Source organism: Knoellia sp. 3-2P3 (assembly GCF_029223115.1).
Lineage (GTDB): Bacteria > Actinomycetota > Actinomycetes > Actinomycetales > Dermatophilaceae > Pedococcus_A.
In genome coordinates this window covers 370208-382748 of the sequence record NZ_JARGZE010000002.1, presented here as the reverse complement: position 1 = coordinate 382748, position 12541 = coordinate 370208, and the positions used below count along the sequence as shown (strand labels likewise).

Sequence of the window (12541 nt, the reverse complement as noted above, 5' to 3'; positions counted from 1 at the left end):
CGACATGACGGTGTCCACGACGACCATGCGCTGGTCCTCGATCGTCCGCACGCCGCGGGCTCCGCTCCACGCGAGCATCGCCCGGAGCATCTTCGAGCGTGCAGTCCACACGGTCCCCGTCCGGGTGACCACCCCCGACGGTCGGGTGTGCGGTGGTGACACCAGCCCGAGCGCCCCGGAGTTCCACATCGTGCGTCCCACCGCGTTCTTCGCCCGGCTGGGCCGCGACACCAAGGTCGGCTTCGGCGAGGCCTACATGGCCGGCGACTGGAAGGCCGGCGAGGGCACCGACCTGGCGGACCTCCTGACGCCGTTCGCGGCTCGCCTGAGCACGCTGGTCCCTCAACCGCTCCAGCGGCTGCGCGCCGTCGTCGACAAGCGGATCCCCAAGCACCAGGAGAACACCCTCGAGGGGTCGCGCGCCAACATCGCGGCGCACTACGACCTCAGCAACGACCTCTTCGAGGCCTTCCTCGACCCCACCATGAGCTACTCGTCGGCCTGGTTCGACGAGGCGGTCGACGTGCGCAGCGCCACCGACCTCGAGGGCGCCCAGCTCCGCAAGATCGACGGCGTCCTCGACTACGCGGGGGTCGGTGCGGGCACCAGGATGCTCGAGATCGGCACCGGGTGGGGGGCCCTGGCCGTCCGGGCAGCGCAACGGGGTGCGCACGTGACCACGGTGACGCTGTCCCAGGAACAGCTCGACCTCGCGCAGAAGCGCGTGGTGGAGGCCGGGGTGGGGCACCTCGTGGAGATCCGGCTCCAGGACTACCGCGAGGTCGCGGGCGAGTTCGACGCCATCGTCAGCGTCGAGATGATCGAGGCCGTGGGCGAGGAGTACTGGCCGACCTACTTCGCCGCCATCGACCGGCTGCTCGCTCCCGGCGGTCGCGTGGCGATCCAGGCGATCACCATGGCGCACGAGCGGATGCTCGCCACCCGGCGGTCCTTCGGGTGGATCCAGAAGTACATCTTCCCCGGTGGGCTGATCCCGTCCCTGGAGGCCATCGACCAGACGCTCGCGTCGCACACGGGCCTGCGGGTGACCCAGCGGCGTGAGCTCGGACCGCACTACGCCCGCACCCTGCACCTGTGGCGGGAGCGGTTCACCGAGAACTGGCCCCAGATCCATGAGCAGGGCTTCGACGAGACGTTCCGCCGCATGTGGGAGTTCTACCTCGCCTACTGCGAGGCCGGCTTCCGCACCGGGTACCTGGGGGTCAGCCAGCTGCAGCTGACCCGCGCCCCGTCCTGGGGCTGAGCGGTCAGCGGCTGACCTTCTCCCAGCCCCGCTTCGGCGCGCGGGTGCCCTCCCGCTCCTCGTCGCGCGTGCGGTAGACGATGTAGGGCCGCGTGACGTAGCCCAGCGGCGCGCTGAACACGTGCACGAGACGCGTGAACGGCCAGAGGGCGAAGAGGCCGAAGGCGACGAGGGCGTGCAGCTGGAACCCGAGCGCCGCGTCGGCCATGAGCTCGGGCTTCGGCTGGAAGAGGAAGATGCTGCGGAACCAGGGCGAGACGTCCTCGCGGTAGTCGTAGTGCCCGAAGGTGCTGGCGGCCAACGTGTTCCAGATGCCGAGGACGATGACAGTGGCGAGGAAGACGTACATCAGCTTGTCCATCCTCGTGGTCGCCGAGAAGACCGGGCCCACCGTCCGTCGTCGGTAGACGAGGATCACCAGGCCCACCAGCGTGGCGGCGCCGGCGATGAGGCCACCGGTGACGGCCACGAGGTGGTAGGCTTCCTCGCTGATGCCGAGCGCCTCGGTCCACGACTTCGGCACCACGAGCCCGATGACGTGGCCCGCGATCACCCCGAGCAGCCCGAAGTGGAACAGCGGGCTGCCCCAGCGCAGCAGACGGTTCTCGTACAGCTGCGACGAGCGCGTGGTCCAGCCGAACTTGTCGTACTTGTAGCGCCAGTAGTGGCCGACGACGAAGACGGCCAGGCACAGGTACGGGAAGATCAGGAACAGGAAGGTGTCCATCAGGGGGCTCCTACCGGGATCGTGTGGCCGAGGTCGACGCTGTCAGTCGGGCGGGGGTTGAGCCGCGGGTCCATCGCGTAGGGCTGGAGGTCGAGGCCGACCTCCTCCGAGGGTGGCCCCTGGGCGATGAGGGCGAGCATCTTCTCCTCGTCCTCGCCCTTGAGCTCCGGCAGGGTGGTCACGAGGGCGAGCACCACGTCGTGCCACGGAGATGCCTTGTCTGCCAGGGCGATGCGCAGCATCTCGATGCCGGCGCGGTGGTCGTTGAGCAGCCTCCACGCCGTCTCGGCGTCGTGGGCCGCACCGAACTCCAGCACCACGCTGAGGTGGTCGGGCAGCTCGGCGGCGTCGAACTCGACGCCGGCCTTGCGGTACGCCTGCTTGAACTGCACGAGCGCCAGGCCGCGCTTGCGCGTGTCCCCGTGCGCGAAGTAGGTCAGGTAGAGGCAGCAGCGCCGCGTGACGTCAAAGGTCTCAACGTAGGTGCGCTGGAGCTGCCCGAGGGGCGTTGACTCCAGGAAGGTGGTGAACCGGTGCACCGGCTCGCGCACCGGTGCGGGCAGCGACTCGACGGCCTGACGCACCACCGCCAGGCGGGCGAGCAGGTCGTCGTCGGGGTAGTCGAGGAGCAGGGAGACCACCTGCCACGCGGTGGCGAGCTGACGGTCGTCGAGGCGCGGTCCGGGATGGCGCGGGTGCCGGGTGCGGCCGAGCATCAGCGGTCATCTCCCCTGCCACGCTTGGGGAAGAGGCCCCTCGGCGATCCCTTGCCGTCCCAGTTGAGGAGGTTGACCCGCCCCCGCAGCTTCCCGCGGTCGGCGCCGCTGAGGGTGTCTGCCGTCTGCCGCTGCTTGAGCATCTGGAAGTTCTCGACCGCCACCGGGGTGAGCTCGCCGGAGCCCTCGCCGAACGGACCGGACTCGCCCATCATGCCGGGGCCGCCCTCGTAGTCGAGCGAGCACTCGGTGGCCAGCTCCTCTAGGGCGTGGGCCTGCTCGGCGTGCGCCGTGGGGATCACGTAGCGCTCGTCGTACTTCGCGATGGCCAGCAGCCGGAACATGTCGTAGAGCGTCTCGCCGTCCATGCCGACCGATGCCGGGATCGAGTCGTCGGGGTCGCGGCCGAGGTTGATGTCGCGCATGTAGGAGCGCATCGCGGCCAGCTTCTTGAGCACCGCGTCGACCGGCTTCGTGTCGCCGGCGGTGAAGAGGTTGGCGAGGTACTCGACCGGGATGCGGAGCGTGTCGATGGCCGCGAACAGGTTGCCGGGGTCCTCGGCGTCGTGCCCGGTGTCCTTGATGACGTCCACCACGGGCGACAGCGGCGGGATGTACCAGACCATCGGCATGGTCCGGTACTCCGGGTGCAGCGGCAGGGCCACCTGGTAGCGGTTGATGAGCGCGTAGACGGGGGAGCGCTTAGCGGCCTCCACCCAGTCACCGGGTATGCCGGCCCGCTCGGCTTCCCGCTGCACGGCGGGGTCGTGGGGGTCGAGGAAGACGTTGCGCTGGGCCTCGTAGAGGTCGTGGTCGTCCTCCACCGACGCCGCCTCGAGAACCCGGTCGGCGTCGTAGAGGACCAGGCCGATGTAGCGCAGCCGGCCGACGCAGGTCTCGGAGCAGACGGTCGGGATGCCGACCTCGATGCGCGGGTAGCAGAAAGTGCACTTCTCGGCCTTGCCGGTCTTGTGGTTGAAGTAGACCTTCTTGTACGGGCAGCCCGAGACGCACATGCGCCAGCCGCGGCACTTGTCCTGGTCGACCAGCACGATGCCGTCCTCGGCGCGCTTGTAGATCGCGCCACTCGGGCATGACGCGGCGCACGAGGGGTTGAGGCAGTGCTCGCAGATGCGCGGCAGGTAGAACATGAAGGTCTGCTCGAACTCCATCTTCACCTTGTCGGTGATGTTCTTGAGCATGACGTCACGGCTGGCGTGCTCGTGGCTGCCGCCGAGGTTGTCGTCCCAGTTGGCCGACCAGTTGACGTTCATCGGCTTGCCCGAGATCAGCGAGATCGGCCGGGCGACCGGGAAGTGCTTCTGCGCCGGGGCGTTCAGCAGGGTCTCGTAGTCGTAGGTCCACGGCTCGTAGTAGTCGTCGATCGACGGCAGCTTGGGGTTGGAGAAGATGTTGGCCAGCTTCTTCCAGCGGCCGCCGGACTTCAACGTCAGCTTGCCGTTGCGGCCCAGCTTCCAGCCGCCCTCCCAGGTCTCCTGGTCCTCGTACCCGCGCGGGTAGCCCAGGCCCGGACGGGTCTCGACGTTGTTGAACCAGACGTACTCCGTGCCGGCGCGGTTGGTCCACGCCTGCTTGCAGGTGACCGAGCAGGTGTGGCACCCGATGCACTTGTCGAGGTTCATCACCATGGCCATCTGTGCCATGACCTTCATCAGTACTGCACCTCCTGCGAGCGGCGACGGATGACCGTCACCTCGTCGCGCTGGTTGCCGGTCGGTCCGAGGTAGTTGAACGCGAAGGCGAGCTGGGCGTAGCCGCCGATGATGTGGCTCGGCTTCACGAGGATGCGGGTGAGCGAGTTGTGGATGCCGCCGCGACGGCCGGTCTTCTCCGTCAGGGGGACGTCGATGAGCCGGTCCTGGGCGTGGTGCATGTAGACCGTGCCCTCCGGCATCCGGTGGCTGACGATGGCGCGGGCGTTGACGACCCCGTTGCGGTTGACCGCCTCGACCCAGTCGTTGTCCTTGATGCCGACCTTGGCGGCGTCCTTGTCGGAGATCCAGATCGCCTGGCCGCCGCGCGAGAGCGAGAGCATGAAAAGGTTGTCCTGGTACTCGCTGTGGATCGACCACTTGTTGTGCGGGGTCAGGTAGCGCACGCTCACGCCGAGCTCGCTCTGGCTGCCGATCGCGGGCTCGCCGAAGATCTCGGTCATGTTGAGCGGTGGCCGGTAGACGGGCAGGCCCTCGCCGAGCTCCTGGATCCAGTCGTGGTCGAGGTAGAAGTGCTGCCGACCCGTGAGGGTGTGCCACGGCTTGAGCCGCTCGACGTTGATGGTGAAGGGGGAGTAACGGCGGCCACCCGACTCCGAGCCCGACCACTCGGGACTGGTGATGACCGGCACCGGCGCGGCCTGCGTGTCGGCGAAGGTGATCTGCTTGCCCTCGTGCTCGGCGGCGAGGTCGTGCATGAGCTGGCCGGTTCGCTTCTCGAGGGTCTTGAAGCCCTGGGTGGCGAGGTGTCCGTTCGTCGTGCCCGACAGCGCCATGATCGTCTCGGCGACGTGCACGTCGCGCTTGAGCGAGGGCCGCCCGTCGGCGACGCCGCCGCGGATCGCGCCGTTCTTGTGGCGCAGGTAGTCGACCTCGCGCTCGACGTTGTAGGTGATGCCCTTCTGGGTCGTGCCGAGCTTGTCCATCAGCGGGCCGAGCGCGCCCATCTTGTCGAAGATCGCGCCGTAGTCGCGCTCGACGACGACGAGCTTCGGCATCGTCTTGCCGGGCACCGGCTCGCACTCGCCCTTCTTCCAGTCCCTGACCCGGCCGTGCGGCGTGGCCATGGCCTCGGGGGTGTCGTGGAGGAGGGGAGCGGCGACGACGTCCTTGCGCACGCCGAGGTGCTTGGCCCCCAGCGTGGCGAACGCCTCGGATATCGCCTGGAAGATGTCCCAGTCCGTCTTCGTCTGCCACGGCGGGCTGATCGCCGGGTTGAACGAGTGGATGAACGGGTGCATGTCCGTGGTGTTGATGTCGTGCTTCTCGTACCACGTGGCCGCCGGCAGCACGACGTCGCTGAAGATCGTCGAGCTCGTCATCCGGAAGTCCAGGACGCAGAGCAGGTCGAGCTTGCCCTCGGGCGCCTCCTCGCGCCAGACCACGTCCTTCGGCCGGGCGGCCTCGGCGGTCTCCGTCGCCGACACCGAGTTGTCGGTGCCGAGGAGGTGCTTGAGGAAGTACTCGTTGCCCTTGGCCGAGGAGCCGAAGAGGTTGGCACGCCACATCATCAGCACCCGCGGCCAGTTCTCCGGGGCGTCGGGGTCCTCCACCGCGAAGCGCAGGTCGCCGCTCTTCAGCTGCTCGACGACGTACTCGCCGATCGGCTTGCCGGCCGCCTCGGCCTCGTCGGCGAGGTCGAGCGGGTTGCGGTTGAACGTCGGGTACGACGGCATCCAGCCGAGCCGCGTCGACAGGGCCAGCTGGTCGGCGGTGCTCATGCCGTCGAACAGGCCGGTGCCGGTGGGGGCCGCCATGGTGTCGGCCGTGTAGTGGTCGTAGCGGTACTGGTCGGTGTGCATGTACCAGTAGGCGGTCTGGATCATCTGCCGCGGCGGCCGGGCCCAGTCGAGGCCGAACGCCATCTGCGCCCAGCCCGTGATCGGGCGCGCCTTCTCCTGGCCGACGTAGTGGGCCCACCCACCGCCGTTGCGGCCCTGGCAGCCCGTGATGGTCGTCAGCAGCAGCATGCAGCGGTAGATGGTGTCCGAGTGGTACCAGTGGTTCGTGCCGGCGCCGACGATGATCATCGAGCGGCCCTGGGTGTCGGCGGCATTCTGCGCGAACTCCCGCGCGATGCGGGCCACCTTCTCGGCGGGCACAGCCGTGATCGGCTCCTGCCAGGCCGGCGTGTAGAGGCCGTCGACGTCGTCGTAGCCGCTGGGCCACGCGCCCGGAAGCCCTTCTCGGCCAACGCCGTACTGCGCGAGCAGCAGGTCGAAGACGGTGGTGACCACGCGGTCGCCGACGCGCCTCACCGGCACGCCGCGCTTGAGCACCGGCGCGGCACCTTCGGCGAGGTCGAAGCGCGGCAGGTCCACCATCGCGGTGTCCTCGCGGGTGTCGAGCAGGCTCAGGGCCGGCACGACGTCGCCGAGGTCGAGGTTCCACCTCCCCGCGCCGCTCTCGCCGAACCGGTCGCCGAGGGTGCCGTTCGGCACCACGAGCTGTCCCGTGCGGCTGTCGACGAGCACCGTCTTGAACTCGGCGTTCTCGGACACCGCCTCGGCGCCACCGAGGTCGGAGGCGGTGAGGAACTTGCCGGCGCGGTACGCCGTGGTGCCGTCCTTGGCGGCATACGGCTCGAGGGCCACGAGGAAGGGCAGGTCGGTGTACTTCCGCGTGTACTCCTCGAAGTACTCGACCTGGTGGTCGACGAAGAACTCCTTGAGCACCACGTGGCCCATCGCCATCGCCAGGGCCCCGTCGGTGCCCGGCGCGGCGGGCAGCCACTCGTCGGCGAACTTCACGTTGTCCGCGTAGTCAGGCGCCACGACGACGACCTTCTGGCCGCGGTAGCGGGCCTCGGCCATCCAGTGGGCGTCGGGGGTGCGGGTGACCGGGATGTTGGAGCCCCACATCATGAGGTAGCCGGCGTCCCACCAGTCGCCGGACTCGGGCACGTCGGTCTGGTCGCCCCAGATCTGCGGCGACGCCACGGGCAGGTCGGCGTACCAGTCGTAGAACGAGAGCATCGAGCCGCCGATGAGCGAGGTGAAGCGCGCCCCGGAGGCGTGGCTGACCATGGACATCGCCGGGATGGGGGAGAAGCCGGCGACGCGGTCCGGGCCCCACTGCTTGATGGTGTGCACGTTGGCGGCGGCGACGATCTCGGCCGCCTCGCCCCACGAGGCGCGGACCAGGCCACCCTTGCCTCGAGCGGCCTTGTAGCGCTTGGCCTTCTCCGGGTCGTTGACGATGTCGGCCCAGGCGAGCACCGGGTCACCGAGACGCTGCCTGGCCTCGCGGTACATCTCGAGCAGGACGCCCCGGACGTAGGGGTAGCGGATCCTGGTGGGGGAGTAGGTGTACCAGGAGAAGGCCGCGCCACGCGGGCAGCCGCGGGGCTCGTACTCGGGCCGGTCGGCGCCGGTCGACGGGTAGTCGGTCTGCTGGGCCTCCCACGTGATGATGCCGTCCTTGACGTAGACCTTCCACGAGCAGCTGCCTGTGCAGTTCACGCCGTGCGTCGAGCGCACGACCTTGTCGTGGCTCCAGCGGTCGCGGTAGAACGCGTCGCCCGCGCGGCCGCCCTTGGCGTAGAGGCTGCGCTTGTCGTCGGAGACCTCGGCGCGCGTGAAGAAGCGCCGGGTGCCGACCAGGGCCTCGGACAGAGGACCGTCGAATCCTGCTGTTCCGTGGGTGCTGCCGGGCCGTTCGGTGGTGCTCACGCGTGGTCCTCCTGGTCGGGGTCGGGGCCATGGTGGTCGTGGTCGTGGTCGTGGTCGTATGCCGTGTGCTCAGGGCCGATGGCCGAGCCCACCCGGCGGCGCACCGCCTCCACCCGCTCCCAGGCCTCGGTGTCGAGGACGGTGAGCGAGGCGGGGAACATGCCGTCCTGCTCCTTGAGGATGTGCTCGCGCAGCAGGTCGAGGGCCGCGAGGAGCCGCTGCGGCCAGGTCGGGTCGGTCGGTGTGCCCGTGGCGGCCTCCGCCAGGACGGCCTCGACGACGCGGTGCTCGCGCTCGAGGGCGTCGACGTGGTCGGGGAACTCCTCCGTCATCGCGGGGAACAGGCCGTGCTCCTCGACTGCCGTGTGCGGCTGGAGGATCTCGGTGATGCGGCGGGCGGTCTTGGCTGCCCCGTCGACGTCGTGGTCGCCCAGGAAGGTGCGCACCGCGGCGATCTCGGCCACGACGGCATCGTGCTCGCGGGTGAGCTCGCCGATGGCCGCGACCTGCTGGCACCCGCAGTACTCACACACCGGCCGACTCCTCGGGGTGTCGCGGCAGCGCGGCCAGGGTCGTCAGCCGGGCCAGGCAGATGCCGGGCAGGGCGAACGGCTGGAGGTGCACCTCCGCGTCCGGCTCGCCGAACACGTCGAGGGCGCCGCGGATGAGCCCGACGTGGGCGGCGCAGACCACCTCCGTGTGCGACTCCGCGAGGCTGAGGAAGGGACAGCGGGCCAGGGCCACCTCGGCGGTTCGCCCCTGGTCGGTGGTCCGCACGCTTGGCTCGTACCCCCAGGCCTCGAGCAGGTCGAGCAGGCGACCCACCTTCGCCAGCCACTCGCCCGGCGTCCTCGCCTGCGGCAGCTCGGCATCCCCGGAGCCGCTGAGCTGCCTGACATGGGCCAGGGCCCACCGCGCGCCCGCGTCCTCCGGGCTGAGGGCTCCGCCGTCGGGCTGCGCGAGCGCCTCGGTGAGCAGCTCGGCCAGCATGCGGTAGGGATCGTCCTGCTGCTGCACCGGCGCCCGGTCCGGCAGGACGGCATACCGCTTCTGGGGGCGGCCGGTGCCGTGTCGGTGGAAGCTCGCGGCGAGCACCCCCGCGTCGGCGAGCTGCTCGAGGTGGAAGCGCGCGCTGGTCACGTGCAGGCCGAGCCGCTCACCGACCTCGGCCGCGGTCAGGCCGGTCGCGCGGCTCGGGGTCCCGTGCGCCGGGAGCTGGGGGAGGCCGGCGAGGGTGTCGACGATGCGGCGGCGCACCGGCGATACCAGCAGCGCTGCGCTGCGAGGCGGTTGCTGTGCCACTCGCCCGGCCTTCCTTTAGAGGATCCTGGTCGTCGAAACCGATGTCTCCGCGGAACTCCTGGCACCCTACTCCCGAAACCACGTGCCTGGTGGATTGCCGCAGTGGCACAGAGAATTGCGTTCCCAAGGGCCCTCGCACTAGGGACCAATGGCCCTCTCCGCCCCGGTGGTGCGTCAATACATTCAGGCCCAGTATTTGAAGGAGCGTGCTCCTTTTATCTGGTGGTGTGACAGCCCGTGGGCTGCGACAGCGTGGGGCAGGAGAGCAATGCACGAGCACGACGCGGGGACGAGGTCGGGGGCCACCCGGGTCCTGGTGATGTCCACCCTGAGCTTCACCGTGATGTTCGCCGTGTGGCTGATGTTCGGCATCCTCGGCATCCCGATCCGCAAGGAGTTCGGCCTCACGGACGTGCAGCTGTCGTGGCTGTCCGCCGTCGCCGTGCTGAACGGCTCGATGTGGCGCCTCCCGGCGGGGATGGTGACCGACCGCATCGGTGGGCGCAAGGTCTTCGCGGTGATGCTGGCCGTCACGGCCATCCCGGCCTACTTGGTGTCGCAGGCGGAGAGCTACGGGCTGCTGCTCGTGCTGGCCTTCCTCGTCGGGTTCGCGGGCAACTCCTTCAGCGCCGGCATCGCCTGGAACTCGGCCTGGACACCGCGTGAGCACCAGGGCTTCGCGCTCGGCGTGTTCGGCGCCGGCAACGTGGGGGCCTCGGTCACGAAGTTCATCGGCCCCGCCCTCATCGCGGGCACGGCCGGCACCACCTACTTCGGCGTCATCCAGGGCGGTTGGCGCATCGTGCCCGTCATCTACTCGGTGCTGCTGCTGCTCCTCGCCGTGCTCACCTGGGTCATCACGCCGCACCACGACCGGATGCCGGGACACGGGCGCCCACTGCGTGAGCAGCTGCTCCCGCTGCGGCAGGTGCGGGTGTGGCGCTTCAGCCTCTACTACGTGGCCGTCTTCGGTGCCTACGTGGCCCTGGCCGCCTGGCTGCCCAAGTACTACGTCGACAACTTCGACGTGAGCCTCTCGACCGCTGCGCTGCTCACCGCCACCTTCATCTTCCCCGCGTCGCTGCTCCGGCCGGTCGGCGGCTGGTTCTCCGACCGCTGGGGCGCGCGCCGGGCGATGTACTGGACGTTCGGCGTGATGATGGCCAGCACCCTCGTGCTCTCGATGCCCAACGGCCACATCGTCGTCCAGACCCGCGAGGGAGCCCGAGAGGTGCTGCCCTACACGATCGGCATCGTCCCCTTCGCCGTGGTCGTGTTCGTCCTCGGCTGCGCCATGGGCATCGGCAAGGCCGCCGTCTACAAGCACATCCCGGAGTACTTCCCCCACGACGTGGGCGCCGTCGGCGGGCTGGTCGGCATGCTCGGTGGTCTCGGCGGCTTCTTCCTGCCGCCGATGTTCGCCTACAGCCAGCAGTGGACCGGCTTCCCGTCCAGCACCTTCTTCGTGCTGTTCCTGCTCACCGTCGCCTGCTCGGTGTGGATGCACTGGACCGTCGTGGGGATGCTGCACGAGAAGTCGCCGGAGCTGGCGACGCACCTGGAGACCCCGCCGGAGCAGGTCCCTGCCATCGGCACCACCACCACCCGTGAGCCCGAGGAGGCACGCGCATGAGCACAGCCGCCGAGACCCGGCGTGGGAGCGAATGGCTCCAGTCCTGGGATCCCGAGAACGAGGAGACGTGGGACAGGCGCCTGGCCTGGACGACGCTGTCGATCACCACCTTCACGCTCACGCTCTGCTTCGCCTCGTGGTTCCTCGCCAGTGCGATCGCACCGAAGCTGACCAACCTCGGCTTCGACCTGACGCAGACCCAGCTCTACTGGCTGACCTCGATGCCGGGCCTGGCCGGCGGGCTCTTCCGGCTGGTCTGGATGGTCCTGCCGCCCATCATGGGCACCCGCAAGATGGTCACCCTGACCACCCTGCTGCTCATCTTCCCCGTGCTGGGCTGGGGCGTGCGCGTGCAGGACCCGACGACGCCGTACTGGGAGCTGCTGGTCCTGGCCTTCCTGTCCGGCATCGGCGGCGGCGCGTTCTCCGGCTTCATGCCGAGCACGTCCTACTTCTTCCCGCGGCGCCTGCAGGGCACCGCGCTCGGCCTGCAGGCCGGCATCGGCAACTTCGGCGTCTCGCTCGTGCAGCTGCTCACGCCGTGGATCATCGGGTTCGGGCTGATCGGCTTCCTCGGCGGCTCGCAGACGATGCAGGGCCTGCCGGGCAAGCCGGCCACCGAGGTCTGGTACCAGAACGCCGCGTTCATCTACATCCCGTTCATCCTCGTCGGCGCGGTGCTGGCGTGGACGATGCTGAAGTCGGTGCCGATCACGGCCAACATCCGCCAGCAGTTCGACATCTTCTCCAACCAGGACACCTGGTGGATGACGCTCATCTACATCATGACCTTCGGCACGTTCTCGGGCCTGTCCGCCCAGTTCGGCCTGCTCATGAAGAACCTCTACGGCGCGGGCAACTCCGACATCGTGCAGGGCGTCGGGCAGAGCGCCCAGCTGCTCGTCGAGGGCTACAGCGTCCCGGACCCGGTCAAGTACGTCTTCCTCGGCCCGCTCGTCGGCGCCGGTGCCCGGGTGCTCTTCAGCCCGCTCACCGACCGCATGGGGGGCGCGATCTGGACGCTCATCTCGGGCCTGGGCCTCATCGCCTCGATCGCCTTCACCATGACGGCCCTCAGCCCCGACACGTCGTCGGCGGCCGCGCTGCAGAGCGACTTCAACAGCTTCCTCTACGGCATGCTGGCGATCTTCCTGTTCAGCGGGATCGGCAACGCGTCGACCTTCAAGCAGATGCCGATGATCTTCGAGCGCCGCCAGGCCGGTGGCGTGATCGGCTGGACCGCCGCGATCGCCGCGTTCGGCCCGTTCCTCTTCGGCGTGGGCCTGACCATCATGGCGCCCGAGGCCTTCTACGCGATCGGCATCGCCTGGGCGGTCATGTGTGTCGTGATCACGTGGATGCGCTACGCCCGCAAGGGCGCTCCCAAACCGTCCTGACCCGCGAACGGGTCACGGCCCGACCACGACGCCCCCGAGGGGATCCCTCGGGGGCGTCGTCCTGCGGTATGCCGTGCCCGCCCGGCACGGGCTGGCGG

Annotated in this window: 9 protein-coding genes; 3 read left to right on the top strand and 6 right to left on the bottom strand. The window is 69.3% G+C overall.

The features are described from left to right. Positions 1 to 4: 4 nt before the first annotated feature. The gene (locus tag P0Y31_RS07245; RefSeq protein ID WP_275868903.1) at positions 5 to 1264 is read left to right on the top strand and encodes a cyclopropane-fatty-acyl-phospholipid synthase family protein; all 1260 of its coding nucleotides are present in this window, start codon (positions 5 to 7) and stop codon (positions 1262 to 1264) included. 4 nt (positions 1265 to 1268) lie between these two features. On the opposite strand, the gene narI is transcribed toward P0Y31_RS07245, so the two are convergent. The 6 genes from narI to P0Y31_RS07215 are packed head-to-tail and all read right to left on the bottom strand — an operon-like array spanning position 1269 to position 9368. Beyond that, positions 1269 to 1991: a respiratory nitrate reductase subunit gamma gene (gene narI, locus P0Y31_RS07240; protein WP_275867824.1), complete on the bottom strand. Its 723-nt coding sequence runs from the start codon at positions 1989 to 1991 to the stop codon at positions 1269 to 1271. Further along, positions 1991 to 2707, bottom strand: a complete 717-nt coding sequence (narJ, locus tag P0Y31_RS07235; RefSeq protein ID WP_275867822.1) for a nitrate reductase molybdenum cofactor assembly chaperone — start codon at positions 2705 to 2707, stop codon at positions 1991 to 1993. The genes narI and narJ overlap by 1 nt, the downstream gene beginning before the upstream one ends. Then, complete coding sequence (gene narH / locus P0Y31_RS07230; RefSeq protein WP_275867820.1) at positions 2707 to 4380, bottom strand: nitrate reductase subunit beta; 1674 nt, start codon at positions 4378 to 4380, stop codon at positions 2707 to 2709. Before narH ends, narJ begins: the two co-directional genes overlap by 1 nt. Then, positions 4380 to 8111, bottom strand: a complete 3732-nt coding sequence (locus P0Y31_RS07225; RefSeq protein WP_275867819.1) for a nitrate reductase subunit alpha — start codon at positions 8109 to 8111, stop codon at positions 4380 to 4382. The genes narH and P0Y31_RS07225 overlap by 1 nt, the downstream gene beginning before the upstream one ends. Then, positions 8108 to 8644 (bottom strand): hemerythrin domain-containing protein, encoded by a 537-nt coding sequence (locus P0Y31_RS07220; protein WP_275867817.1) that lies wholly within the window; start codon positions 8642 to 8644, stop codon positions 8108 to 8110. Before P0Y31_RS07220 ends, P0Y31_RS07225 begins: the two co-directional genes overlap by 4 nt. After that, positions 8637 to 9368 (bottom strand): helix-turn-helix domain-containing protein, encoded by a 732-nt coding sequence (locus P0Y31_RS07215; protein WP_345803619.1) that lies wholly within the window; start codon positions 9366 to 9368, stop codon positions 8637 to 8639. The genes P0Y31_RS07220 and P0Y31_RS07215 overlap by 8 nt, the downstream gene beginning before the upstream one ends. Positions 9369 to 9681: 313 nt before the next feature. Between P0Y31_RS07215 and P0Y31_RS07210 the strand changes: the two genes are divergently transcribed. Both P0Y31_RS07210 and P0Y31_RS07205 read left to right on the top strand, forming a co-directional pair. Next, the gene (locus P0Y31_RS07210; RefSeq protein ID WP_275867813.1) at positions 9682 to 11046 is read left to right on the top strand and encodes a nitrate/nitrite transporter; all 1365 of its coding nucleotides are present in this window, start codon (positions 9682 to 9684) and stop codon (positions 11044 to 11046) included. Then, on the top strand, positions 11043 to 12443 hold the full coding sequence (locus P0Y31_RS07205) for an MFS transporter (protein ID WP_275867811.1): 1401 nt from the start codon (positions 11043 to 11045) through the stop codon (positions 12441 to 12443). Before P0Y31_RS07210 ends, P0Y31_RS07205 begins: the two co-directional genes overlap by 4 nt. Positions 12444 to 12541: the final 98 nt, after the last annotated feature.